The sequence below is a fragment of the Ewingella sp. AOP8-B2-18 genome (genome assembly GCF_052376015.1).
In the GTDB taxonomy this organism is placed as follows: Bacteria; Pseudomonadota; Gammaproteobacteria; order Enterobacterales; family Enterobacteriaceae; genus Ewingella; species Ewingella allii.
The window spans coordinates 755586-779875 of sequence record NZ_JBQSVB010000002.1; the positions used below are offsets into that span (position 1 = coordinate 755586).

Consider the following 24290-nt stretch of genomic DNA (forward strand, 5'->3'; position numbering starts at 1 on the left):
TTACCAGCAAAACCCCCCGCCAACGACTAATCTTCCATTAACCCTATTGCGATTTCAAAAGGTCACCATGTTTACTCATCGCTTGGTATTCCCCGCTAGCGTGCTGCGCGGTCGCGGGGCGATAAAACATTTAGGGTCGATGTGTGGCCGTTTGGGGCAGCGGGCATTGCTGGTTGGCGGGAAACGGGCGATTGCCAGCGTTGAGGCGAGCGTGATTGACCAGCTCGAACAGCAGATGGTCAGCTATCTGGGACATGGAGTGCTCAGCGGCCAGTGCTGTCAGGAGGAGATCTCCCGGCTGGCGGATGCGTTTCGGGTGCAGGGCGTCGAGGTGATTATCGCCACCGGCGGCGGTCGGGCGCTGGACACCGCCAAGGCGGCGGGCGTGGCCTGTAACCTGCCGGTGGTGACGCTGCCGAGCATTCCGGGCACCTGTGCGGCGGTGACGTCGCTGGCGTTTCGTTACCATCAGGATGGCCGTTTTCGCGACATGCTGCCACTGGCCTATGGCCCGGCGGCGGCGGTGATTGATGCGGATTTACTGGCTCAGGCGCCGCTTAACTGGCTGGCGGCCGGGATCGGCGACACCTTGGCGAAATGGTATGAATACCGCGCCATCAGCGATGAAAATAATCTCACCGGGCTGGCGGGCGTGGCGCGGACCAACAGCGCGCTGTGCTTTTCCCAAATTGAACATTTTGCCGCCGATGCCTGCCTGGCGGTGGAGCAGGGGAAGGCGAATAACGCGCTGGAACAGGTGCTGGACGCCATCTTCCTCTATGCCGGTTTGACCTCGATTATGAGTAACGGCGCGCATACAGGCGCGGCCCATGCCCTCTATGAAGGTTTCACCGCGTGCAGTAAAACCCGCCATTTCCCTCACGGGTTGCTGGTGGGCTTTGGCAACCTCTGCCTGCTGGCGCTGGAAAACCGCAGTGATGATGAACTGCACGCCGCGCTGGCACTGGCGCGAGCCAGCGCTATTCCCACCCAGCTGGCACAGCTTTCTGCCGAACTCACCGAGCAGGATATCGCCAGCATAATTGACCACAGCCTGACCGCGCCCGATATGGCCAATATGCCGTTTGACGTGGATTTTGCCGCCATGAGGGCGGCAATAGAAAGGGTCGACAGTCTGGGACGTAGCCTGATTTAGCGTTTCCGCTGGTTGGCAACCACCTCGTGGGTGCGCTGTAGCGCCTCGCGGGCGGCGGGCAGTCGCTGGGTAACGCCAATAAACAGACAGTCGATGATCAACAACTGGCTGGTGCGGCTGGCCATCGCCGCCGCGCGAAAACCCAGCTCCCGCCCGCTGGTTAATAACAGGCAGTCAGCTTTACGGGCCAGCGCAGAGCGCGCGTTAGCAGTGATCGCTAGCGTATAGGCCCCGGCGTTTTTCGCCTGCTGCAAAGGCTCAAGCGCCTCAAGGGTTTCCCCCGAATGGGAGATGGCAAGAGCGACGTCCTGCGAGCCGAGCAGGCAGGCGCTGACCAGGCTCTCATCGCCGCTGCCGTAGGTTTGGCAGACGATGCCGATACGTCGAAGTTTCTGGCACAGGTCCTGAGCCACCAGCGCCGAGGCGCCGACGCCATAGACGTCTATGCGCCGGGCGCGGCTCAATGCCGCCACCGCCTGCTCCAGACTGCCTTCGTCGATCAACTCCGCCGTCGCCGTTGCCCCTTCCACCTCAAAAGCCAACAGCTTTTTCAGCACCTGCTGTGGACTGTCCTGATCGCTAATATCCGCCACTAAGGGGGGGTTGGAGTGGGCAGCCGCGCGCGAGTTTTCCGCCGCCAGCGCCAGACGCAGCGCCGGGTAGCCGTCAAATCCCAGCGTGCGGCTGGCTCGCACCACGGTGGCGCTGCTGGTGGCGGCCTGTTTAGCCAGCGCCGTGACGCTCAGCTTGGCGACGCGCTGCGGGTCTTCGGCTATCAGGCGAATCACCCGCTCTTCTGCCTGTGAAAAACTGCCCTGCAAAGCCCGCAGGCGAGCTTCCAAACCTAAAGAGCTCGAAAATGTATTCATCTTATTGCCTACTTTTCCAGTTCGCGCAGGTGGTCGTCTTTGCGCAGGGTCATCAGCGCAAACAGGCTCACCACGCAGGTCGCCACCACGTAATAGGCGGGGATATCCAAATTACCGGTTTGCTTGATAAGGCTGGTGATAATCAGCCCCGCGCAGCCGGAGAACACGGCGTTGGACAGCGAGTAGGAGAGGCCGAGGCCGGTATAACGCACGCGGGTCGGGAACATTTCGGCCAGCATCGCCGGGCCGGGTCCGGCAATCATGCCGATGGCCGCACCGGCGATCAGCACCGCGATGCCTTTGGCAATCAGGCTGCTTTCGGTATTTTGCAACAGATGCAACAGCGGGAAGGTCAGCAGAATAACCACCAGCATGGCACCAATCATCACTTTTTTACGGCCAATTTTGTCGCTGAGGATACCCGCAGGTAGGATCGCCAGCGCAAAGCCGACGTTCGCCAACACCGTGGCCACCAAGGCTTGTAGGAAGGTGGCGTGCAGCGAGGTTTGCAGATAAGAGGGCATGACCACCAGGAAGGTGTAGCCACCGGCGGACCAGCCCATCATGCGGCCAATTCCCAGCACGATGGCTTTGAAAGTGGCCGCCGCAGAGGCTTTATCCGCCGCGCTTTTTGGGCCTTTGGCGGGAGTCTGCTTACTGGCTTCAAAGCTGGGTGTCTCATCCAATTTTAAACGCAGCCACAGTGCCACGAAGCCCATCGGCAGGGCCAGCAGGAAGGGAATTCTCCAGCCCCAGGATTTCATGTCGGCGTCCGGCAGGTTGTGAACCAACAGCGCGACCAGCGCCACGCCGGTCAGCAGGCCGAGAGAAACCGTAAAGGACTGCCACGCGCCGTAGAGCCCGCGTTTCCCCTTGGGGGCGAACTCGGTCATCAGGGACACAGCACCGCCAAATTCACCACCGGCGAACAGCCCCTGCAACATGCGCAGCAGCGTCAGCAGCAGCGGTGCGGCGACGCCAATTTGCGCGTAGGTTGGCAACAGGCCAATCAGCGCCGTGGCGACGGTCATCAGCAAGACCACGGCAATCAGCGTCGGCTTGCGGCCAATGCGGTCGCCAATTCGCCCGAAAACAATCGCGCCAATCGGGCGACAGAAGAAGGCCAGCGCGAAGGAAGCATAGGTGAGGATCAGCCCCGATAATCCGCTTTGCCCTTCGAGGGTAAAGAAGTTGCCGGCGATCAGCGTCGCCAGATAGCCATAGACGCCGAACTCATACCATTCGATGAAGTTGCCGACGGAACCGGCAACCAGCGCCCGCCGCGACTGGGCAGCGCTAACGGCGGGAGTCTCGGGGAGGGAGGTGGATGTGGAACCTGGTTGAGAAGTGGTCATGTAGTACCTCAGAGTAAGTCGGTTTGTTTTTATAATGTGTCGGGTGTTGGGTTAAAATCGTGTAAACAATTTTCTTAATTCTCTGGGTTATTATGTCAATAATTTTCATGCTTTGGCGAAAATTGAAGCAAAACTGTGCGGCAGGCCGAGGTTTTTATGCCGAGGGGGAGAATTAAGGCAATAAAAAAGGCTACATCCCGCAGGAGTAGCCTTTTTCACATCAAAGGGTTATCAGTCAGTTTCAGGGTTACAGCGTATGGATATCAATGCCGTCGCCAATGTTGCTCTTCTGATAATAGTTACGCGGGACTTCTACCTGATACTGCTGGTCGGCGTAAGCCACTTCCAGAATGTATCTTTCGTTTTCATAAGATTCGATGGGGATGAACCCAAAGAAACCTTCTGCGACGCTGATGGTGCGCGACGAGGGTACGGCGTAACGGTGAACAATCCTTGCTCTGAGTGGCTCTTGCTTGCCAGTTAACATATTCCAAACACGGCTAACGGGTTGCGCCAGTGTGCCGAGCACATCTGAGGCCAGCGATTTCTTATTCATGATGGTTTCTCTCAATGAAAAGCTCGTTGGTCTATCCCCGTCATCAGTCAGTTGTCTGATTGGCGGGGCTTATAACTCAATTCTTATAATTTTCTCAGTTTAAGATCCAATGATTTTTTACGCTAAGCTTAGGCACTTTTGTATGTGCTGGAAATTTAAGCCATTCTCAGGCCGGACTTTTGCGTTTTTTTCCGGATTTGCGCTCTGCTAGCAATAATGGGCAGGAAGGGCACATGGCGTGGTCGGCCAATTCATAGCGCAGACAGCACTGGCGGCGAAACTGCGGGCTGTTTTCATCCTGCGGATTTTCCGGGCGCATCGGCTGGAAAAGCGGGTTCTTGCCGCCGTCCGGCAGCTCGCGGGCATTGAGCAACGCCACGCCGTCGGAGATATCCGCGTCAACCAGCTCCGCCTGTTTAATCCCCCAGCCGACGCGGATCCCGGCGTTACTCCAGTAAATCCCCGGTTTCAGGCCGGAAATCTCCGCCATGGCCTGACACACCGGGCGCAGATGCTGTTCGATCATCTCTGCGAAACGGTCCAACGGCTGCGGCGAAGTAAAGGCCGCGCCGGGGCCATCGAGGTAAATCTGGTGCGGCAAACCTTCATCTTGCAGAGCGAGATAGACATTGTCGGCGGCGATTGGCAGCTGCCAGCCATGGCTGAGGGAAATGATCACCCAGCTCGGCAACAGGTTGGCGAAATACCACTGGGACCACATCGAGATGCGCGCACGGCGTTTTTCCACCTGACGGGCGTCTTCGGCGTGCAGCGTCAAATAGCGCTCGAGCACGCTGGCGCAGCCGTCGGCGGTGGTGAGCAGCGACATTGGCAGGGCGTTAGTCACCAGCGGCGTCATCGGCTTAAAACTGTCGGCGACCCAGCTGATCGGGCCATCGCGGAAACTATCAAGAATTGTTTGCATCGTCGCTGTCAGAGAGATTGATAAACCAAGCTAATAGAAACAGGGTAACGAATAATAAAGTGAAATAATAATGATTTCTATTTGTATTGGCATTTGAGTGCGGTTTGCAGCGGGGATGTGACCGGGCGCAGAAACACGCCCGGTCAGCATTGATTTTTCAGCAGTTACAGCGGGGCGGCGGCGGGGGAGAAACCGGTCAAACGCGATTCCGACGGCTGAGGGCGGCCAAAGTAGTAGCCCTGAAACAGCGAGCAACCCTCTTCTTTCAGGCGGCGGAACTGCTCCGGCGTCTCCACCCCTTCGGCGGTGGTTTGGATATCCAGACTGCGGCTCATGCCTGTAATGGCGCGGATGATCGCCAGCGCCTCGCGGCTGTCCTGCATATCATTGATAAACGACTTGTCGATTTTGATTTTGTCGAAAGGGAACGAGCGCAGATAACTCAGCGATGAATAACCGGTGCCGAAATCATCCAGCGCGATGCGCACGCCCAGCTCCTTCAGGCGCGCCAGCGTCGCCACGTTGGCGTTGTTATTGTCGAGCAGAACCGACTCGGTGATTTCGACCTCCAGCCGATTCGGCGCCAGCCCGGACTCACTCAGCGCCGACTCAATCACTGAAATCAGCGAGCTGTTTTTAAACTGTACCGGCGAGAGGTTTACGGCGATGGTCTGATTGCCGACCCAGCTGGCCGCTTCGTGACAGGCTTCGTGCAGCGCATAGGCGCCAATGCTGTGAATCAGCCCGGTCTCTTCGGCGATCGGGATGAAGTCCATCGGCATGATCAGCCCGTTAATCGGGTGGTTCCAGCGCATCAGGGCTTCATAACCAATCACCGCGTCGTGGGCGCTGTCGGTGATCGGCTGATAATAAAGTTTCAGCTGTTTGCTGGTGATGGCGTCGCGCAGATCCAGCTCAATATCGCGGCGTTTGCGCGCAGCCTCGTCCATCTCTTCGCGGAACATTTCATAGCGATTGCGGCCGTTGCGCTTGGCTTCGTACAGCGCCATATCGGCGCAGCGCAGCAGGTGCTCCGGGGTGTCGTCGCTGTTTTCAGCGATGGCGATACCCACGCTCAGGCCGACGGTCAGTGAGTGGCCTTCAATGGTGATGGGCGGCTTCACGGCTTCAATCAGCCGCTGGGCAATCTGGTAGGCCTTGTCGATATAAGGCAGGCTCGGCAGCACGATGGCGAACTCATCGCCGCCGACGCGCGCCAGCGTGTCCCTTTCCCGCAGCACAAAGCGCAGTCGTTTAGCGATGCCGCGCAGCAATTCGTCACCAATCTGGTGGCCGAGGGCGTCATTCACATTCTTAAAGTTGTCCAAGTCCAGACAGAGCGTGGCGGTCAGGCGATGAGTGATTTTCGACAGCTGCAGGGCTTCGTTCAGGCGCTGGCTGAACAGCACGCGGTTAGGCAGGCTGGTGAGATTGTCATGGTGCGCCATATGGTGAATACGGGCGTTGGCCGCGTGCTGGTCGGTGACGTCATCGGCAATCATCAACACATAGCTGGTGTGCGAATCGCTGCCGTTAATCATCGAGGCGGTGGTTTGCAACGTGCGTTCGCCAATCGGCGTCGCCAGCTGTTGCTCGCTTTTGTGCAGGCCTTCGGAGCGCAGGCACTCATCCGACTGTTTATTCAGATAATCGCTGATCCCGCGATTCAGGCAATCCTGCGGGCGATTGCCAATCAGCTGTTCGCGCGTCTTGCCCAGCAGCAATTCGGCCTGACGGTTGACCAGCAAGATCTCCCGCGAGACGGCATTTTCGACAATGACCGAAGAGGGGATATTGGCGATCACCGTGTCGAGGAACTGCGACAGGGCGGTCATTTTCTCATTGCTGGCTTCGGCAATCTCTTTCGCCGCCAGTAATTCCTGCTCGTAGAGGCGGCGCTCGCTGACGTCGCGGGTCACTTTGGCAAAGCCCAGCAAGGTGCCGGCGTCACGCACCGCCTCAATGATGACGTGGGCCCAAAATCGTGAGCCATCCTTGCGCTGCCGCCAGCCTTCGGACTCATAGCGGCCGGTGCGGCGCGCGGTTTCCAGCCCGTGAGCGGGCCAGCCGCTGTCGCGGTCTTCAGAGATATAGAAACAAGAGAAGTGTTTGCCGACAATTTCGTCGCGCGTATAGCCTTTGGCGCGTTGCGCACCGGCATTCCAATTAGCGACGATACCCTCGGGGGTCAGCATATAAATGGCATAGTCTTCAACGCTTTGAACCAGCAACCGATACATTACATCAGAATCTTCGTTCATCTTTTTTGCCTGATAGCGTGCCGCTAAGGTTCAGGTTCCTCCCAAACGCTAGGCCGGCTGTAAGTTGCGTCTGTCCCGACGCATTTTTGCTGTGATGTGTAGGGTAGACGGTATCATAAGAATATTCCCAGTTCGCCTTGTGCTGGCAGTAACTAGTCTGTTTTCAAGCAGATACAGTAAAAAGATCGGACTTAAGCAAAATTTTTAATGTTCAATCGATGTGACAACTGGGAGTTATCGGCCAATGGCGCGGAAACTTTAGGGTAATTTTGCACTCTTTTTGGCCATCCGCCTTGAAGTCTGAATATGAACCAATGTTATATTCGGGTGGCACAACATCGGCCCCGGCGGTTTTCATAATAAGCTTGAACAAAAAATTACCGGGGGGAGTTTTTAGAAAAAAAGGAATTACTGATGAATGGTTTAACTTCTCTGGAGTCATTTTTAGAACAGTTACAACAACGCGATGCCCACCAACCTGAGTACCTACAAGCCGTGCGCGAAGTCTTCACCTCGCTGTGGCCCTTTCTGCAACAAAATCCTCATTATCTCGAGCAAAGCCTGCTCGAACGCCTGGTTGAACCCGAAAGAGTGATCCAGTTTCGCGTGGCCTGGATTGACGACAGCGGCACAGTGCAGGTTAACCGCGCGTGGCGCGTGCAGTTCAACTCGGCGATTGGTCCTTACAAGGGTGGGATGCGCTTCCACCCGTCGGTGAATTTGTCGATTTTGAAATTCCTCGGCTTCGAGCAAACCTTCAAAAATGCCCTGACCACGCTGCCGATGGGCGGCGGCAAGGGCGGCTCTGACTTCAATCCGAAAGGCAAAAGCAAAACTGAAGTCATGCGTTTCTGCCAGGCACTGATGACCGAGCTGTATCGCCATCTGGGGCCGGATACTGACGTTCCGGCTGGGGATATTGGCGTGGGCGGGCGCGAAGTGGCCTTTATGTCCGGCATGATGAAGAAGCTTTCCAACAATACTGCCTGCGTGTTCACCGGCAAAGGGTTGTCATTCGGCGGCAGCCTGATCCGCCCTGAAGCCACGGGCTACGGGCTGGTTTACTTTACCGAGGCGATGTTAAAACGCCACGGTTTGGGCTTTGCTGACAGTAAAGTGGCGGTGTCCGGTGCCGGCAACGTGGCGCAGTACGCCATTGAAAAAGCCATGGAGCTGGGCGCGCGGGTGATCACCGCCTCCGACTCGGGCGGCACGGTGGTGGACGAAGCCGGCTTCACGCCGGACAAACTGGCGCACCTGACGGAGATTAAAAACTCCCGCTATGGCCGTGTCGAAGAGTACGCCCGCGAGCGCGGTCTGGACTTTTTGGCCGACCAGCAGCCGTGGAACGTGCCGGTGGATATCGCGCTGCCTTGCGCCACGCAGAACGAATTGGACATCGACGCGGCGCATCGGCTGATCGCCAACGGGGTGAAAGCTGTGGCGGAAGGGGCCAACATGCCGACCACCATTCAGGCTACCGACGCTTTCCTCGCGGCAGGCGTGCTGTTCGCGCCGGGTAAGGCGGCCAACGCCGGTGGCGTGGCAACTTCAGGCCTGGAGATGGCGCAGAATGCGGCGCGGATGAGCTGGAATGCTGAGAAGGTGGACGCCCGCTTGCAGCACATCATGCGTGATATCCACGAAGCCTGCGTCGAGCACGGCGGCGAGGGTAAGCAGACTCACTATGTGCACGGCGCGAATATTGCCGGGTTTGTGAAGGTAGCAGATGCGATGCTCGCCCAAGGTGTCCTCTAATATCCTCGTCATCCTTCGCGCCGCGGGGGCGTTGGATGCGCTCAGTCTCCCGAATCACTTACCTGTGTAAGCTCATCGGGAGCCTAAGTTTGCCGCCTTCCCGCAACACGAATGATTTAGAGGATGGTTGGAGTTTAAAAAATAAAATAATCCGCGCTGGTCGCGGATTTTTTATTGCACGAAATAGGGGCCGGGGGCGACGGAGTCTCTGAGGATCAGTTCTGAGGAAAAGGCATTGTTTTGCGACAGATAGCCGCCGTCGAGCATGGCGATCAGGCGATTAATTACTTCGTTCACCATGCCGCTGACCGGGTCTTTAATGCTCGACAGCGCGGGCTGCAAGAAGGGGGCGGTGGGGATGTTGTCGAAGCCAATCAGCGAGACGTTTTCCGGCACGCTGAGTTTGGCGGCGTGCAGGGCTTTCATCGCGCCAATCGCCATATCATCGTTACTGGCCAGAATCGCGCTAAAGGGCGTATTGGCCGCCAGCAGGGATTCCACCGCCGCCGCGCCGCTGGCCGGGGTCCATTTCCCTTTAACAATCAGCTCTTGGCGAATAGGCAAACCCTGTGCCTCTAGCGCTGCTTTATAACCCGACAGACGCTCAATGGCGGTCGGGGAGTCGAGGGAGCCGGTGATAAAGGCGATATCGCGATGCCCTTGGGCCAGCAGATGCCGGGTAGCCTGAAAACTCGAGCCTTTGTGGTCACAGAAGATGCAGTGGCTCTGGTGGCTGCGCAGCTTTCTGTTCACCACCATGATCGGCTGCTTGTGCTGGCTGATGATGGCGTCCATGGCATCCACGGTCAGGAAGCGCGGGTAGACAATCACCGCGTCGCAGCGCAAATCGAGCAGGAACTGAATCGCCTGCTGCTCCTCCTCGGCGCTGTGTTTGCCGTCGACCAGAATCAGCTGCCGCCCGTTGTCCTCGAGCTTTTTGGCCGCCTGAGACAGCAATTCGTTGAAGTAGCTGCCGTTATACAGCGTGTTGGTGATAACCAAGCCAATGCACTGGGACTTGCTGGTTGCAAGATTGCGGGCCAGCAAATTAGGCCGATATCCCGCCTCTTCAATCGCCTGATAGACCGCGACCTTGGTGGCCTCGCTGACATACCCTTTCCCTGACAACAGCCGTGACACGGTGGCCTTTGAGACACCTGCCTTCATCGCCACTTCTTTCATCGTAGACATCGGGTGTTCCTGAATCCTTGAAAATTATTGTCATTCTACACGCAGCCCACGCCCTTAGGCATGGCTTGTGCGCCACGAATTGCCCAAGCCGATCAAGATCACAAATCAAAAATTCTGCCCTTCAAGCTCTTGAACTCATTCTCGCATATGAACACTCTTATGTGGAACCGGTTACTTATTTCTTGAAACTCATCACGGAACGCTGAGTTTCATCCCTGCATCAGTACATAACGCCATGAATTTAAAAAAATAATGCGTCTCTACGAGGGAATTACCACTCATGTCAAAAAATTATGCGGCAGTAGCGCAATCCATTGTCGACGCCGTTGGCGGCGCGGGCAACGTGGCGGCGGCGACTCACTGTATGACCCGGCTGCGCTTCACGCTGGTGGATGAAACCGCCGTGGATTTGGCGCGGCTGAAAGCCATCAGCGGCGTGATGGGGGTGGTCAACACTGACCAGCAGTGTCAGGTGATTATTGGTAATACGGTTTCACAGGCTTATGCCGAGGTGGTGAAACTTTTGCCGCAGGGCGCGACGGGGCAGCCCGCGCAGCCGGAGAAAAAACGCCTGACGCTGAGGCGCATTGGCGCGGGCATTCTCGACGCGCTGATAGGTACCATGTCGCCGCTGATCCCGGCGATCATTGGCGGCTCGATGGTCAAGCTGCTGGCGATGATTTTGGACATGACCGGCGTCTTTGACAAAGGCTCGTCGACGCTGATTATCCTCAACGTGATTGGCGACGGTGCCTTCTTCTTCCTGCCGGTGATGGTGGCGGCCTCGGCGGCAATCAAATTTAAAACCAATATGTCGCTGGCGATTGCTATCGCCGGGGTGCTGGTTCACCCGAACTTTATCGACCTGATGGCGAAAGCCGCGCAGGGCCAGCCGGTGGAGTTTATCGGCTTCTCGGTGACGGCGGTGAAATACACCTACACCGTGATCCCCGCGCTGTGCATGACCTGGCTGCTCTCTTACATAGAGCGCTGGGTGGATAAAATCACCCCTGCGGTGACTAAAAACTTCCTCAAGCCAATGCTGATTGTGCTGATCGCCGCACCGATCGCCATCATGCTGATTGGCCCGCTGGGTATCTGGATCGGCAGCGGCATTTCCGCGCTGGTTTACACCGTGCACAGCTATCTCGGCTGGCTCTCCGTCGCCATTATGGGGGCTATCTGGCCGCTGCTGGTGATGACCGGCATGCACCGCGTCTTCACTCCGACCATTATTCAAACCATTGCGGAAACCGGCAAAGAGGCGATGGTGATGCCATCGGAAATCGGTGCCAACTTGTCGCTCGGCGGTTCATCGCTGGCGGTGGCGTGGCGCACTAAAAACCCGGAATTGCGCCAAACCGCGCTGGCGGCAGCGGCCTCGGCGATTGTTGCGGGGATTTCTGAACCGGCGCTGTATGGCGTGGCGCTGCGCCTAAAACGCCCGCTGATTGCCTGCCTGATTAGCGGCTTTATCTGTGGCGGTATCGCCGGGATTGGCGGCCTTGCCAGCCACTCCATGGCCTCGCCGGGGCTGTTCACCAGTGTGCAATTCTTCGATCCAAGCAACCCGATGAGCATCGTCTGGGTGTTCGCCGTAATGGTGCTGGCGGTGGTGATCTCCTTTATCACCACCTTGCTGCTCGGCTTCGAAGATATCCCCGTCGAGCAGCCAAAAAGTGAAACAACTCAGCCAGAAAATAACCCGCTGACGCCACTGAAAAATATTTGATTGAGTAACGAGAGAGGACCTCTGATGCACACATCCACATTTCCTGACGGTTTTTTATGGGGCGGCGCGATTGCCGCCAATCAGGCCGAGGGCGGCGTAAACCAAGGGGGAAAAGGGCTGGCGACGGTAGATACTTTGCCTCACGGCGAACATCGGCTGGCAGTGAAAACCGGGCTGGAAAAACGCTTTACCCTGCGCGATGACGAGTTTTACCCGAGCCATCAGGCGATCGATTTTTATCATCGTTATAAAGAAGATATCGCGCTAATGGCCGAGATGGGCTTCAGCGTGTTTCGCACCTCCATTGCCTGGAGCCGCCTCTACCCGCAGGGCGACGAGCTGACGCCCAACGCCGAGGGCATCGCCTTCTATCGCGATCTCTTTGCCGAATGCAAAAAGCACAATATTGAGCCGCTGGTGACGCTGTGCCACTTCGACGTGCCGATGCATCTGGTCACCGAATATGGTTCATGGCGTAACCGCAAAATGGTGGAGTTTTTCACCCGCTACGCCCGCACCTGCTTTACAGCTTTCGACGGGCTGGTGAAGTACTGGCTGACCTTCAATGAGATTAATATTCTGCTACATAGCCCGTTTTCCGGCGCGGGATTGGCCTTCGAAGAGGGAGAAAATAAGCAGCAGGTGAAATATCAAGCGGCGCACCATGAGCTTCTCGCCAGCGCGCTTGCCACGAAAATTGCCCATGAAATTAACCCGCACAACCAAGTGGGTTGCATGCTGGCCGGGGGGAATTTCTACCCGCGAACCTGTAAGCCAGAAGACGTGTGGGCGGCGCTGCAAAAAGACCGCGAAAACCTGTTCTTTATTGACGTACAGGCGCGCGGTGCTTATCCCTCTTACACCCGTCGCCAGTTTAAAGAGCAGGGGATTGAGATTCAGACCGAGCCGGGCGATGACGACATTCTCAAAAACACCGTGGATTTCGTCTCCTTCAGCTATTACGCCTCGCGCTGTGCCTCGGCGGAGATGAATGAGAACAACAGCAGCGCGGCCAATATCGTTAAATCCCTGAGCAACCCCTATATCGAAAGCAGCGAGTGGGGCTGGGGCATTGATCCTCTGGGCCTGCGCATCACCATGAACATGATGTATGACCGTTACCAAAAGCCGCTATTTCTGGTGGAAAACGGTTTAGGGGCCAAAGACGTGGTCAACGGGCAAGGGGAAATCAACGACGACTATCGCATCAGCTATCTGCGCGAGCACATCAAAGCCATGGGCGAAGCCATCGAAGACGGCATCCCTGTGATGGGTTACACCTCGTGGGGCTGCATTGATTTGGTGTCGGCGTCGACCGGGGAGATGAGCAAACGCTACGGCTTTATCTATGTCGACCGCGACGACGCCGGGCAGGGCACGCTGGCGCGCACCCGCAAAAAATCCTTCTATTGGTATAAGAAGGTGATTGCCAGCAACGGGGCGGATTTGGATTAAGCCCGCCGCGCTAGCGGGTGGTCAAATCTTGGTTTTCGCCACAAACTTGCCGTCGCGCAGCAGCGCCACTTGGTGCGTTCTTTTGTACCAGATGGCGGTAAAAACGCCTTTCTGATAGACCTGAGCATCGGCGTTTTCTTCAACCAGCGCCGCCGCCGTGGATTCAATGTAACCCTGCTTGTCGGCGGGATAGATTTTGATGTCGATCCCGTCGATTCGCGCGGTAACTTTTTTGTATTTCGGCGCGGCCTGCGCATACTGCGCGGCGGCATTGCGCAGCGCGGCATTTTCAGCCGCACTGGTGATGCTGGCCTGACGGTTCTGCTCGGCAATGTAACAGGCATCTTTCGAGATGCCCTGCGCCTGACAATCCGCCATGCGCGATGCCGAGGAGCTGCAACCCGCCGCCGCCATCGCCACTAAAACTAAACTCATCGCTTTCATCATCATTATTTCTCTTTTCAACTGCTTAATCGCGGCGAGGCGTTAACCCCGCCCGTTGAATCACTCTTACCACTCGGCGGAGAAACCTGCGCCAATCACCGGGTCATTGGAGGTGGTCCCGGCGATAGTGGCTTTCGTCACCCAGCTATGGTTGATGCGAGCCGAGAAGCCTACGGCAATTCCCGCCTCTGATGCATATTCACCCGCACCGGCACCCACCGAGAAGGTGGCGTTTTGCGACACCTGCGGGATGTTCGCCATCGCCGCGACGCCAGCAATGCCGGCATTCGCCTGCTTCTTATTATCGTCCACTTGGGATTTAAGGTCGGAGAATTTCTGATTGGTGTAGTTTTGCGACTGCTGCAACGTCTGCTGATCGCCCGCCGCGCGCGCGTGGGATTCTGACAAGACTTCTGCGTGATTCTGCTCCGCCTGACTGTTCAGCGCGTTGATCTGCTGGTCGTAGTAGTTGGCTCGGCGCTGCTGCTGTTGGGCAGCTTGCTGAGTCTTCGCCTCGGTCGCTTGAATTTGTTGCTGGGTCTGCTTTTCCTCAGCCGTGACTTCGGCAGTCATTTCCGAATGCGCTCTGGCATGTAGCATGGATTGGTAGCGATCGCCTGAGATAATGGCCTGCTGCTTCGCAATGCCTTCAGCCGATTTCTGGGCATTAGCCGCAGTCGAGGTTGCCGCAGATGCAGATGATAAGGCGACTTCGGAATTCTTCTCTGCTTGATGAACCTGCGTCATATCAGCGTCTTTGCCATCAGCGCCATCTTTGCCGTCGATACCATTTTTGCCATCAACACCGTCGCGTCCATGAGCGCCGGTGGCACCCGTTGCGCCGTCTTTGCCGTCGATACCATCCTTACCGTCAACCCCATCCTTACCATCGACGCCATCATGGGGCAGGGGCTGGGATTCTAATTCACTAATGCGTCGAGTATTGCTGGAAACCTGATGATCTTCATTATCGAGTTGGGTCCCTAGACTGTTGATAAGCTGATGGTCATCATGAATCGCTAGCGTGTTGATCTTAATCTGCGGATCAGGTTCGGCAACAGGTTGAGAAGGGGCAGTGCTAACGACTGGTGTCAGGGTAGAGGTCGTGTCGAATGAGGTTGGAGTGGGTAAGAGCTTAATTTCGTGAGGATCGTCAAAACGGACCAGTTGATTGGTTTGCTGAACATTATAACTTGCGCCAAACAGCTGTTGGTTCACGGTTGCCAGGCTGTCACCACCGAGGATGGCACTCCGCATGTACTGCGGCATATCATTATGTTCCGAAATAAACTGGTTAGCGGCATCAAGCTCTAGTCCGGTTAACCCGGCCCTTGCAGGCTCTGCAACTGTCGCCGCAACGAGTACCATCATTACGCCAGACAGGACGCGGCGAATCGTCGAAGGTGAAACACCAAAATAGCGCGCCAGCTCGGCTTTATTGGTATTTCCGGCAATAAAGGCTTTGATGATTTCCGCATTACGGTTTTGAGATTTTTGCGACACGTCTTTATTTCTCCCTTGAAATAAGTATCCATTAGATACAAAAAATATTTCTCTTAGCTTCATATTTGGCTAGGTTTGACGAAGCATACACAGGGTGAATATGACTTGCTTTAGTCATCAGCTATAAGATTGACCATTGTCAAGAAATGTAAGCTTTAATAGCTACGTGAATAGGTTTTACTGGAACATCTATTTTGTCGCTAATAGATGGTTTTTATGGGCGCTAATGGATTTTTAGGTCGTGTAGATTGTAGCGGTTCGCTACGCTATGAAAACCCTACAAGATGCGAGTAGAATGCGGCAGGCAAAAAATGAAGGGAGCTAAGTCTATGGCGGTTAAAGCAAAAGAGTTTCATGATTACGTGGCACGTTTAGGGATTGAACAGCCCGCGTTATGTATTCTACTCGGCGTCCAGCGATCAACGCTGAATAAGTGGCTGAATGGCACGGTGACGCAAATTCCCGCCGTGGCGGTGACGGCCATCAAGATGCTGTGGTTTATGAAAGAGAGCGATCCGGTGATGTTCTCCAAGTGGGCCTATGTCCAAGATTTCGGCATGACGGCAGAATACGCGCTAAACGAGCGCGCGCAGGAGTTTCTGCAAACCATCAAGAAAGAGCCGAGCCTGCCGATTCGAAAGCTGCTGAGTAAAAGCTAACCCCACACCTCTACCCATTCGCCACATCCAAAATCGCCTGCGCGAAAGCCTCGGGTGCCTCTTGCGGCAGGTTGTGGCCTATGCCACCGCCGATGGTTCGATGCTGATACTTGCCCGTGAACTTATTGGCATAAGTTTCCGGAGCCGGGTGCGGCGCGCCGTTAGCGTCGCCCTCTAGGGTGATAGTCGGGATCTTAATCAGTGGGGAAGCAGCCAGGCGATTCTCCAAATCATTGTATTTTGACTCACCCTCGGCCAGACCCAGACGCCAGCGATAATTGTGGATCGACACCGCGACGTGGTCCGGATTGTGCAGCGCCTGAGCCGAACGGGCGAACTCTTCGTCGCTGAACTGCCATTTTGGCGAGGCGGTGTGCCAGATGAGTTTGGCGAAAGCTTCCATATTGGCGGCATATCCCGCCTGACCGCGCTCGGTGGCGAAGTAGAACTGATACCACCACGCCAGCTCGGCCGCAGGGGGCAGTGGCTTCTTATTGGCGGCTTGGCTACCAATCAAATAGCCACTCACCGACACCAAGGCTTTAAAACGCTGAGGCCAAATTGCTGCGAGAATATTGGCGGTGCGCGCGCCCCAGTCAAATCCGCCAACCACCACCTTCTCAAGCCCCAGCGCGTCTAAAAATGCAATCGCATCTACCGCGACCACTGCCTGCTGGCCGTTTCTCGGCGTAGACTCTGAGAGAAAGTGCGTCGAACCGTAACCGCGCAGCCAAGGGATCAGCACGCGGTATCCCGCTGACACCAGGATCGGCGCGACATCAACAAAACTGTAGATATCATAAGGCCAGCCGTGCAGCAACAACACCGGTTCACCGTTTTTCGGCCCGACATCCACATAACCGATGTTTAAATCTCCGGCGCGGATCTGCTGAATATTTTTAAAGGTGCCCAGCACTTTGTTGCCAGAAGCTGCGGGCAATGCAGCAACCAGATGGGAGTTTGCACTGGCAGGTAAGGCCGTCAGCCCCAGCTCAAAAGCGGCAAGTCCGGCTGCGGCGGTCTGAATAAAGCGGCGGCGGGCAGGGTTATCAATGTCTGGCATAGCTCTCTTCCTCAAAGGTCAGATGGATCGATATGCAGCAGAATGACGCGCGAGATGACACTGCTCTGTGCACCTCTTTATTTAAAACGGGCGATGTATCTCCTGTGTGTCGGTTTATCCACTCAATTGTATGTTCAGGTATCTGAACTGTGCCGTTAGCCCTTTAACCTTCTATGCCATTCGGCAAAATGGTCGTTCACACTTGCTACTTTTTGCAGTATATTGCGTTTTTATGCTGTTATTTGCGAGTGGAGGGCGAATGCACAAAGTGGCTCGCCAGCAGGTTTTGCTGGAACTGCTCAGTGAAAAAGGGCAAGTAAGTGTCGCGGATCTAGCGCAAAAAATGCAGGTTTCTGCGGATACCGTGCGGCGCGATCTGGCGGACCTTGAGCGTCAGGGGCTGGCGCAGAAGAACCACGGCGGGGCGATTGCCTTAGACCTGTCGGCCATGAACCGTCAGGGGCGTAGCCATCTGCTTGCTACCACCAAGCGAACGTTGGGGCAGTCCGTGGCGGCGCAGATCCCCGCAGGCAGCACGATTTTCCTTGATGCGGGCAGCACGGTGCTGGCGGTGGCGGATGCCCTGCGCGGGCCGATGACCGTCATCACCACCTCGCTGGATATCGCCCAGTGCCTGAGCGAGCGGGCGGACATTCAGCTGATCCTGCTAGGCGGCAGCTGGGATGCCAAACAGCGGCTGTTTGCCGGCAGCGCCACCCTTGCGATGCTGGCCCACTACCGTGCAGATATCGCCGTGCTGGGGGCCTGCGCTATCCACGCCCAGCTTGGCCTGAGTGCCAGTCAGGAGGCGGATGCCGAAGTGAAACGCGCCATGCTCAAGCTGAGCGCCGCCCACTGGTTGGTCGCCGATCACCTCAAACTCAATCGCTGCGAGCCGCATCTGGTGGCGGAGCTAACTGATATTCATCACTTGTTCATCGACCGCCCGTGGGGCGAGCTGGGTGAGCAAGATTCGATCAAAGTCAGCGTCACCGCCTCGGGGACGCAAGGAGAAAACCATGAGTGAAACGACCCGCACCGCCACTAAAAGCCTCAACGTGGCGTTAATCGGCTATGGCTTTGTTGGCAAGACCTTCCATGCGCCGCTGATCGGCGCGACGCCGGGCTTAAACCTGCTGGTGGTGGCGTCGCGCGATGCCGATAAAGTCCATGCGGACCTGCCGGAGGCTCTGGTGATTGCTTCTCCAGAAGAGGCTATCCGCCATCCTGATGTGGATCTGGTGGTCATCGCGTCACCTAACGCCACCCACGCGCCGCTGGCCAAAGTGGCGCTGGAGGCCGGGAAGCACGTGGTGGTGGATAAGCCATTTACATTGGATATGCAGGAAGCGCGCGAGCTAATTGCGCTGGCGGATAAGCAACAGCGCCTGCTGTCGGTGTTCCACAATCGCCGCTGGGACAGTGATTACCTCGGCGTGAAGCAGGTGATTGAGCAGGGGCTGATTGGCAAAGTGGCGCATTTTGAGTCGCACATTGACCGTTTCCGTCCAGAAGTGCGGGTGCGCTGGCGTGAGCAAAACGTGCCGGGCAGCGGCCTGTGGTTCGACATCGGCCCACACCTGATTGATCAGGCGCTGCAACTGTTCGGCCTGCCGCAGACGGTGCAGGGCAATATTGCCACGCTGCGCCCGAACGCGGAGATCAACGACTGGGCACACGTGGTGCTGAACTACCCGACGCATAAAGTGATTTTGCATTGCAGCATGCTGGTGGCAGGCGGCGCGTCCCGCTTTGCGGTTCACGGCGAGAAGGGAAGTGTGGTGAAGGCCAACGCCGACCGCCAGGAGAGCCAACTGTTGGCGGGCGTGGTTCCGGGAAGTGATGTCTGGGGGCAGGATGATGATGCCTTGGTGCTGTTTGAAGGCACCCACCCGTCGCGCACTATCGCCACCCCGAACGGCGATCAGCGCCAGTACTATATGCAAGTTCGCGACGCTTTAAACGGCGAGCGCGCCAACCCGGTGCCTGCGGTTGAAGCCTTGGCCGTGATGGCCGTGCTGGAAGCGGCGGTAAAATCCTCCGAGACGGGACAATCCCAATCCTTGGATCTGACCAGCGACGAGCAAGCCAGCTTGCGTTAATGGCCTTGGTGGTTCGCCAATAAATGCAAAAGCCGCCTGAGATGGGCGGCTTTTTTGTGGCTTCGAGTCAGACTCAGTTGGCTTTTGAGCTGTCATTTAGTGGTGCCAACAATACATACCGACTCAGCAGCTGAACAAACTGGTTATCCAGCTGCTTCACCAGCTGTGGCGGCACTTGATCATTCTGCTGGCGCGCTGCGGCCAGTTTTCGCAGCGACTCTTCCACCGGCGGCGCGGCGTTCAGCGCCTGCTGGATGGCGAATACCGAGGATTTGAGCTGCGAGACGGTCATGTACTTTCCGCGCTGCTCGTCTAAACCGTTTAGCTTATCGGCAAGTTGCTGAAGCTGGGTACTGGCCGAGTGCCAGCCGTTTAGGCTGTCTAGCGGCGCTGCGTTGGCATTCAGCTGCTGATTCCAGCTTTTTGCGAGCGCGATGGCCGCTGGATCCGTGGGCCACAGGGCTTGTGCCTGCTCGGCCAGCCGCGTGCCGCTATCCAACGCCCAGCGCGGTGACAGTCTGGCAAGCTGCTCGGTCTGGCGCTGGGTGCTGGCGATAAACGCCGGCGCGGCTTTATTCAGCTGCTCGGCGTATTGGATCTTCAGCGCGGCCAGCTCCTGCGAACTCACCGGCTGTGGCAAAACGGGCAAAGTCGCTGCCAGCTGTTGGTTAACCGGAGAATGTTTATAGGTCTTGATGCTCGCCGAGATACCGCTGCCAACTATCACCGTGACCAACACGCCCGCCACGAACCCTTTCCACTGGACAGGGGGTTTAGCCTCAGCCGGGGCAATCACTACCCGGGGCGTGGCCGGTTCGGCCTGTGCCACATACACCCAGCGCCGATCCTGATCGATGGGCATTTCGGTTGCAGCAACCTCTGCCGACGGGGGCAGCACCACGGCGCTCTCGCTGGTGTCCTGACTGTTTTCGAGCCGCACCGCGGCGTTTTGCAGCAGCCGACTCAGAGCCTGCAACTGGCTGAGATGTTTCAGCTCAAGGCGCTGAAGTTGGTCGCAAAGTGAGTTGATGAGCTTTTCTGCCTGATAAATCTGCGGCAGGTCGCGGTATTCTAACGTCATACAGCGCAGAGCCTGCTGCAACCTCTGGCTGAGGCCGTTGAGGATCTCGATGCGCGCATGCACCGCCTGCGGCCACAGCCCCGACCATTGATGAGACAGCAGGGCTTCAAGAATAGCCAACCCCTCGTTCAAGCCAGATAAACCGGCCAGCTGCACTCGCGCCTGGGTGTACCAAGAGGCGGTTTGCAGCTCGATTCCGTTTTGCTGGAACAGATTGAGGCACAGCTGTTCGACCTTATGCCAGTTCACTTCTGGCCGTGCCGGATGGGTTAATTTGCCGAGTTCTTCACGGATAACGCGATAATCAGCGAGCTGACGGGGATCGCCACCCGTGCGTAGCTGGCGCTCAATAGACATTGATCGATTCCTTTCAGACGTGTCGTAGGGGGGTTAGAGATACTGCTGCTGTTTTAAATGGCGGATCAGCACCCGGCCTTCGGGCATAAAAGCCGTGCCGAAATGCACCAGCCCGAACTCCTTTAGCTCGGCGTCAATGCCGTATTCCAACTGGCCCGGCGTGGATTGCGGCAGCAGGATCACCTTAATTTTTTTAAGCCGAGGTTCATATTTCAACAGCGTGTGCGAAAGCGTGGTCAGCAGAGAGTGCGCTGTGCCGGGCATCCCTTGCAGGATTTTGCTCATGTCCGGCAGCCCGTAGTCCGGCAAATGGCTCAGCGTCCCCGCGCGACAGTTGAGAATACGCTGCATATTGTCGAGTACCGAGAGGATCACCTGATCCTCCTCGCTGACCTGGTGCAGATTAAGCCCGCCGGCAAAGTTGCCGAGCAGCATTTCGTAGAGTGAGGGCGAGTGACTTTGCGACATCACTTTTTCTCATCGCGCAGCGTCAGGTTATTGTTACCCAGCTCAATGACGCGAGGGGAATCGGGATCGAGTTCTTCGCGATTGATCAGCAGCCGCCAGTGGTCTTTATTCATATCCGGATGGCGGAATAGGCCGACGATGGCGACAAACTTGGCGTCTTTTTCCATTGGCATGTCCAGTGACACCGAGGTTCCCGGCTTCACCACTAGGCTGCGAGTCGCCAGAAGCTCCTCTTTCAGCGCGTCTTCGCCATCTTCGGCGAGCTGTTGATAAACCGTTTTCTGGAAGGTTTTGTCGTCGCGTAGCTGATAGACCCGCACCATCACCGGCTCGGAGGAAGAGTTCTGCTCGTTATCATCTGTGTTCAGTGCTTCACGGGCGGTAAAATCCAAATGCAGGACTTTTATCTGCTTGAAGAATATAGATTTGGTGGCAGCAACGGTGCCATCCGTTACGGTTTGAGTCAGCCCGCAGCCGCTCAATAACAGAGCCAAGACGGGGAGTCCGATTTTACTTTTCCAAACGGTATTTAATAACACGCGGTATTCCTTCTTGAGGCTTGTGGGTAGCCATGCCGCTATAAAGGCCCAGCTCCACGGTAAAATAATCAGGTATGTCTTGGGTTGTCGCTTCATCATCAAGCCCAAGCACGCCGGTGAGCCCTAGCCAAATCGGCGTATCGCCCAAGATGGGAGTAGGAAGCAGGCGAATGGGGACGGTGAGTTGAATGCGTGCCTTGTAGCGCCAGCCCAGATAGACGCGCAACAGCACCAGAAAATCGGCATAAATCGAGCCATCCGGCAGCCATTCCTTGGCTTCTTCACTATCTTCAGTGTGCAGTGAGATAAGCAACTGGCTGTTGGCATCGGTGGCTTCATCACCCAATACGGTGGCGTCGCGCAGCCAGTCAGCGCCCTCGTCGGTAAATGCCATGGGTGAGGTAATACGTACAGTACGCAGGCAGTGCGGCGTAACATCTGCCCGTGTTGCCGGAGCCAGTAATCGCACCAGCGCCTGCACGCCTTCAGCCGTTCTCCCTGGCTGGCGCATCACGCCGAGTAGCGCCAAAAATCTCGAGGTCGGCGTAGCAAAATGCTGCTGCGAGCCGGGAATTCCCATGCCAATCAGGCCCAACAGGTTCTGCGAAATATTGTCTTTGCCGCCCGCCTCATAGGTCGCCGGGTAGGAGTATTTACGCCAGATACGATAAAACTGGGTCATGATGCGATGGTTGAAAATATCGAGAAAACCCGCCAGCGCCTCGTGACCTTCGCGCTGCTGGGTGATGTCGTCGATATAGGATGTTGGCAGTGGGGAATCTACGCCATACAGCCCCATAAAGGTGGTGCGTACCGTCGGCAATCCGTCGGGATCGGTTTCCAGCGCCTTGAGTTCGCTGACGGGAAAACCCATCCCAGGATGGGGCCGAAAACGCACCGGATCGTCCGCTGGGTTGGCGGTACTTCCCAGTTTTGGCATGCCGGGTTGTTCGAGCAACTGGCAAAATCGGAAGAAATTAATCTTGCCGATATCCCGTTCCAGCCTGGCACTTAGCCGGGAAGGCGGGTTTTGTGATTCTCTTCCCATTCAAGTCGTTCTCCGGTGGGTTGCAGTATCAGGGTCAGGCGGTTAAAGAGATGAATATCGGTATACAGTGCGAAGAAGCGGCTAAGCATTTCGCCGAACAGGCAGATATCCCCCGTGCCTGCGAATCCATTACTGTCGAGGGTGATTTCAATGTGCACGCCGCGCAGCAAATACCCCCGTTCAAAACGTTCGATCTCGCTATGTTTTACGTCGGCAATGGCATCCAGGCGGCGGCGGTTCATTTCGCTTTCCGTCCAGTCATACAGGGCGAGCGTGCCGCGCAGCACTTCGGCGCTGTCCATCATCCACAAGAAGCTACTGCCTAAATGGCTGAGCACTCGCCAGTGAAAACGATCGCGGTTTGGCGGATAGCAGGGCATGGTCGGCACTGACAGATTCCGCACCCGCACATTGGCGCCAGTGGATTTGACGACGGTATCCAGCACGGTGCTTTGCAAGGATTTGCGCGGCAGCTGGCCGTTAGTTCCCGTCAGGTTTAGGGAGAGATTCTCACTCTCCGGCACGGTGTGGTTATCAAAAGCTTCGCCACCCAATACCAGCCAAGTGTCATGCAGGCCCGATGGACCGCGCTTCACTCGCGTGTGGTAGTAATACTCGGGTGCATCGTGGCGCAGCATGCCTCCTTTGTGGCGGAAGCTGGTGAAAGGCACGTACACCTGATAACCCGAGTTTTTGGACGAGATAACCGAGTCCACCGAGTAGATTTCGGTATAGCCATCCTGCACCCGCATTGGGCGCAGCAGGTATTCCGTCTGCAAAGAGGAGAGGGTGAGAGGATCTGACTCCAGCGAGAACAAATTGATCACCGGCACGCAGTGCAGGCGCAGGTGTTTTTCTGAGAAAGAGAAGTCGTGTTCCCAACGCTTTTCCAGCACCACGTCAATCTCAAACCATGGAAGTGCGTTCGGCAGCGGCACCGATTCCAATCCTTCCAGGGCGACGAACATAAACTTTTCGCGGAAAGTGAAGTATTCCAGCAAAAGCTGGTAGCCACTGAATGCTGTATCGCCTTTCGGCCACAGCTGGTCTTGCTCGCTAAAACCCTGCGGGGCGAAAAAGCCGTCTAACAGCTGACGGTCGGCCTGACCCGGCAGGCGGATCCACATTTTGGCCGTATTTAACGTCAACGCTTCATGCAGGGCGCAGGCCAGCGGGGCATCGGCATCAAGATAGATCGGCAAATGCTTGAGACTAATTTTGCTCCAGTCAGCCAATTCGCCGCAGTTAAAACGCAAGCGAATCACCGAGCGACCGTCAGGCTCGCTGTCCAGCGCGGCGCGTTGTAGCGAGATCGGCAGCAGCTCGATGTCCTGAGTCGTGGTATAGCGGCAGCGCGTTGCGCGTTCACCAATCGGGCGCGACAAAACTTCGAACCCTTTGTGCATCGTCATCCGCTCCTTCATTTCCCGCCAGTCTGGGGTGAATTCCACGATCGACAGGGAAGGGATGGTGCGCAAGTAGTGCGGCCAAAGCAGGCTGACCAGCCCTTCGGTTAACTCCGGCAGGTCATCATCAAGCTTTTCACGCAGGCGGCCCATCAGAAAAGCAAAGCCTTCAAACAGGCGTTCAACATAGGGGTCGCGAGCCCCGACTTTATCCAGATTCAATCCGGCAGCGCGGTCAGGGTGCGCACGAGCAAATTCTTCGCCCGCTTCGCACAGGTAACGCATTTCGGCGTCAAAATAACGCAGGGTTAAGTCGTCCATGGGATCTCAACGATAAAAAGTGGTGATTGGGGGGTTAATCT

21 protein-coding genes are annotated in these 24290 nt (G+C 56.6%); 7 read left to right on the forward strand and 14 right to left on the reverse strand.

Features of this window, described 5'->3' with window-relative positions:
• Positions 1–67 precede the first annotated feature (67 nt).
• Positions 68–1156: an iron-containing alcohol dehydrogenase family protein gene (locus tag ACT3RR_RS07735; RefSeq protein WP_496200038.1), complete on the forward strand. Its 1089-nt coding sequence runs from the start codon at positions 68–70 to the stop codon at positions 1154–1156.
• Here the strand turns inward: ACT3RR_RS07735 and ACT3RR_RS07740 are convergent.
• The 5 genes from ACT3RR_RS07740 to ACT3RR_RS07760 all read right to left on the reverse strand — a co-directional run bounded on the left by ACT3RR_RS07740 (position 1153) and on the right by ACT3RR_RS07760 (position 7122).
• Positions 1153–2025: a MurR/RpiR family transcriptional regulator gene (locus tag ACT3RR_RS07740; RefSeq protein WP_353502322.1), complete on the reverse strand. Its 873-nt coding sequence runs from the start codon at positions 2023–2025 to the stop codon at positions 1153–1155. The two genes, ACT3RR_RS07735 and ACT3RR_RS07740, sit on opposite strands and share 4 nt — an antisense overlap.
• Positions 2026–2033: 8 nt before the next feature.
• Positions 2034–3380, reverse strand: a complete 1347-nt coding sequence (locus ACT3RR_RS07745; RefSeq protein WP_353502321.1) for an MFS transporter — start codon at positions 3378–3380, stop codon at positions 2034–2036.
• Positions 3381–3627: 247 nt separating this feature from the next.
• Positions 3628–3936 (reverse strand): hypothetical protein, encoded by a 309-nt coding sequence (locus tag ACT3RR_RS07750; protein ID WP_034790896.1) that lies wholly within the window; start codon positions 3934–3936, stop codon positions 3628–3630.
• Between the two features lie 166 nt (positions 3937–4102).
• The gene (fhuF, locus tag ACT3RR_RS07755) at positions 4103–4861 is read right to left on the reverse strand and encodes a siderophore-iron reductase FhuF (protein WP_496200039.1); all 759 of its coding nucleotides are present in this window, start codon (positions 4859–4861) and stop codon (positions 4103–4105) included.
• 164 nt (positions 4862–5025) lie between these two features.
• Positions 5026–7122: a sensor domain-containing protein gene (locus tag ACT3RR_RS07760; RefSeq protein ID WP_496200040.1), complete on the reverse strand. Its 2097-nt coding sequence runs from the start codon at positions 7120–7122 to the stop codon at positions 5026–5028.
• A gap of 414 nt (positions 7123–7536) precedes the next feature.
• Here ACT3RR_RS07760 and gdhA point away from each other — a divergent pair, with 414 nt between their 5' ends.
• Positions 7537–8880, forward strand: coding sequence for an NADP-specific glutamate dehydrogenase (gdhA, locus tag ACT3RR_RS07765; protein ID WP_496200041.1), 1344 nt, complete (start codon positions 7537–7539; stop codon positions 8878–8880).
• A 171-nt stretch (positions 8881–9051) separates the two neighbouring features.
• On the opposite strand, the gene ACT3RR_RS07770 is transcribed toward gdhA, so the two are convergent.
• Positions 9052–10071 carry a LacI family DNA-binding transcriptional regulator gene (locus ACT3RR_RS07770; protein WP_496200042.1) on the reverse strand — a complete coding sequence of 340 codons (1020 nt, stop codon included), beginning with the start codon at positions 10069–10071 and terminating at the stop codon, positions 9052–9054.
• 280 nt (positions 10072–10351) lie between these two features.
• On the opposite strand from ACT3RR_RS07770, the gene ascF reads away from it, so the two are divergent.
• Together ascF and ACT3RR_RS07780 are read left to right on the forward strand one after the other, a co-directional pair.
• Positions 10352–11803, forward strand: a complete 1452-nt coding sequence (ascF, locus tag ACT3RR_RS07775) for a PTS cellobiose/arbutin/salicin transporter subunit IIBC (RefSeq protein WP_496200043.1) — start codon at positions 10352–10354, stop codon at positions 11801–11803.
• 24 nt (positions 11804–11827) lie between these two features.
• Complete coding sequence (locus ACT3RR_RS07780; protein ID WP_496200044.1) at positions 11828–13258, forward strand: 6-phospho-beta-glucosidase; 1431 nt, start codon at positions 11828–11830, stop codon at positions 13256–13258.
• Between the two features lie 21 nt (positions 13259–13279).
• On the opposite strand, the gene ACT3RR_RS07785 is transcribed toward ACT3RR_RS07780, so the two are convergent.
• Together ACT3RR_RS07785 and ACT3RR_RS07790 are read right to left on the reverse strand one after the other, a co-directional pair.
• Positions 13280–13708: a hypothetical protein gene (locus ACT3RR_RS07785; RefSeq protein WP_496200045.1), complete on the reverse strand. Its 429-nt coding sequence runs from the start codon at positions 13706–13708 to the stop codon at positions 13280–13282.
• A gap of 60 nt (positions 13709–13768) precedes the next feature.
• Positions 13769–15205 carry a YadA-like family protein gene (locus ACT3RR_RS07790; protein ID WP_496200046.1) on the reverse strand — a complete coding sequence of 479 codons (1437 nt, stop codon included), beginning with the start codon at positions 15203–15205 and terminating at the stop codon, positions 13769–13771.
• Positions 15206–15534: 329 nt separating this feature from the next.
• Here ACT3RR_RS07790 and ACT3RR_RS07795 point away from each other — a divergent pair, with 329 nt between their 5' ends.
• Positions 15535–15864 carry a hypothetical protein gene (locus ACT3RR_RS07795; protein ID WP_353502312.1) on the forward strand — a complete coding sequence of 110 codons (330 nt, stop codon included), beginning with the start codon at positions 15535–15537 and terminating at the stop codon, positions 15862–15864.
• Between the two features lie 10 nt (positions 15865–15874).
• Here ACT3RR_RS07795 and ACT3RR_RS07800 read toward each other — a convergent pair whose 3' ends face one another.
• Complete coding sequence (locus ACT3RR_RS07800; protein WP_496200047.1) at positions 15875–16927, reverse strand: alpha/beta fold hydrolase; 1053 nt, start codon at positions 16925–16927, stop codon at positions 15875–15877.
• A gap of 259 nt (positions 16928–17186) precedes the next feature.
• Here ACT3RR_RS07800 and ACT3RR_RS07805 point away from each other — a divergent pair, with 259 nt between their 5' ends.
• Complete coding sequence (locus tag ACT3RR_RS07805) at positions 17187–17954, forward strand: DeoR/GlpR family DNA-binding transcription regulator (RefSeq protein ID WP_496200048.1); 768 nt, start codon at positions 17187–17189, stop codon at positions 17952–17954.
• Entirely contained in the window at positions 17947–19029 is a 1083-nt protein-coding gene (locus ACT3RR_RS07810) for an oxidoreductase (protein ID WP_353502309.1), read from the forward strand. The genes ACT3RR_RS07805 and ACT3RR_RS07810 overlap by 8 nt, the downstream gene beginning before the upstream one ends.
• A gap of 73 nt (positions 19030–19102) precedes the next feature.
• Here ACT3RR_RS07810 and ACT3RR_RS07815 read toward each other — a convergent pair whose 3' ends face one another.
• The 5 genes from ACT3RR_RS07815 to tssF are packed head-to-tail and all read right to left on the reverse strand — an operon-like array spanning position 19103 to position 24249.
• Positions 19103–20467 carry a VasL domain-containing protein gene (locus ACT3RR_RS07815; protein ID WP_496200049.1) on the reverse strand — a complete coding sequence of 455 codons (1365 nt, stop codon included), beginning with the start codon at positions 20465–20467 and terminating at the stop codon, positions 19103–19105.
• Between the two features lie 33 nt (positions 20468–20500).
• Positions 20501–20935 carry a type VI secretion system baseplate subunit TssE gene (gene tssE, locus ACT3RR_RS07820; RefSeq protein ID WP_496200050.1) on the reverse strand — a complete coding sequence of 145 codons (435 nt, stop codon included), beginning with the start codon at positions 20933–20935 and terminating at the stop codon, positions 20501–20503.
• A complete protein-coding gene (gene tssJ, locus ACT3RR_RS07825; RefSeq protein WP_496200051.1) occupies positions 20935–21474 on the reverse strand; it encodes a type VI secretion system lipoprotein TssJ in 540 nt (179 codons plus the stop codon). Before tssJ ends, tssE begins: the two co-directional genes overlap by 1 nt.
• The gene (gene tssG / locus ACT3RR_RS07830; protein ID WP_496200052.1) at positions 21446–22522 is read right to left on the reverse strand and encodes a type VI secretion system baseplate subunit TssG; all 1077 of its coding nucleotides are present in this window, start codon (positions 22520–22522) and stop codon (positions 21446–21448) included. Before tssG ends, tssJ begins: the two co-directional genes overlap by 29 nt.
• The gene (gene tssF, locus ACT3RR_RS07835; protein WP_496200053.1) at positions 22486–24249 is read right to left on the reverse strand and encodes a type VI secretion system baseplate subunit TssF; all 1764 of its coding nucleotides are present in this window, start codon (positions 24247–24249) and stop codon (positions 22486–22488) included. Before tssF ends, tssG begins: the two co-directional genes overlap by 37 nt.
• Positions 24250–24290 lie beyond the last annotated feature (41 nt).

What these genes read in the sequence shown, in the direction of transcription:
- ACT3RR_RS07795 (WP_353502312.1), top strand. Translation starts at nt 15,535, where the DNA reads ATGGCGGTTAAAGCAAAAGAGTTTCATGATTACGTGGCACGTTTAGGG.
- ascF (WP_496200043.1), top strand. Translation starts at nt 10,352, where the DNA reads ATGTCAAAAAATTATGCGGCAGTAGCGCAATCCATTGTCGACGCCGTT.
- ACT3RR_RS07760 (WP_496200040.1), bottom strand. Translation starts at nt 7,122, where the DNA reads ATGAACGAAGATTCTGATGTAATGTATCGGTTGCTGGTTCAAAGCGTT.
- ACT3RR_RS07750 (WP_034790896.1), bottom strand. Translation starts at nt 3,936, where the DNA reads ATGAATAAGAAATCGCTGGCCTCAGATGTGCTCGGCACACTGGCGCAA.
- tssG (WP_496200052.1), bottom strand. Translation starts at nt 22,522, where the DNA reads ATGGGAAGAGAATCACAAAACCCGCCTTCCCGGCTAAGTGCCAGGCTG.
- fhuF (WP_496200039.1), bottom strand. Translation starts at nt 4,861, where the DNA reads ATGCAAACAATTCTTGATAGTTTCCGCGATGGCCCGATCAGCTGGGTC.
- ACT3RR_RS07810 (WP_353502309.1), top strand. Translation starts at nt 17,947, where the DNA reads ATGAGTGAAACGACCCGCACCGCCACTAAAAGCCTCAACGTGGCGTTA.
- gdhA (WP_496200041.1), top strand. Translation starts at nt 7,537, where the DNA reads ATGAATGGTTTAACTTCTCTGGAGTCATTTTTAGAACAGTTACAACAA.
- ACT3RR_RS07785 (WP_496200045.1), bottom strand. Translation starts at nt 13,708, where the DNA reads ATGATGATGAAAGCGATGAGTTTAGTTTTAGTGGCGATGGCGGCGGCG.
- ACT3RR_RS07770 (WP_496200042.1), bottom strand. Translation starts at nt 10,071, where the DNA reads ATGTCTACGATGAAAGAAGTGGCGATGAAGGCAGGTGTCTCAAAGGCC.
- tssE (WP_496200050.1), bottom strand. Translation starts at nt 20,935, where the DNA reads ATGTCGCAAAGTCACTCGCCCTCACTCTACGAAATGCTGCTCGGCAAC.
- ACT3RR_RS07780 (WP_496200044.1), top strand. Translation starts at nt 11,828, where the DNA reads ATGCACACATCCACATTTCCTGACGGTTTTTTATGGGGCGGCGCGATT.
- ACT3RR_RS07815 (WP_496200049.1), bottom strand. Translation starts at nt 20,467, where the DNA reads ATGTCTATTGAGCGCCAGCTACGCACGGGTGGCGATCCCCGTCAGCTC.
- ACT3RR_RS07805 (WP_496200048.1), top strand. Translation starts at nt 17,187, where the DNA reads ATGCACAAAGTGGCTCGCCAGCAGGTTTTGCTGGAACTGCTCAGTGAA.
- tssF (WP_496200053.1), bottom strand. Translation starts at nt 24,249, where the DNA reads ATGGACGACTTAACCCTGCGTTATTTTGACGCCGAAATGCGTTACCTG.
- ACT3RR_RS07745 (WP_353502321.1), bottom strand. Translation starts at nt 3,380, where the DNA reads ATGACCACTTCTCAACCAGGTTCCACATCCACCTCCCTCCCCGAGACT.
- ACT3RR_RS07735 (WP_496200038.1), top strand. Translation starts at nt 68, where the DNA reads ATGTTTACTCATCGCTTGGTATTCCCCGCTAGCGTGCTGCGCGGTCGC.
- ACT3RR_RS07740 (WP_353502322.1), bottom strand. Translation starts at nt 2,025, where the DNA reads ATGAATACATTTTCGAGCTCTTTAGGTTTGGAAGCTCGCCTGCGGGCT.
- ACT3RR_RS07800 (WP_496200047.1), bottom strand. Translation starts at nt 16,927, where the DNA reads ATGCCAGACATTGATAACCCTGCCCGCCGCCGCTTTATTCAGACCGCC.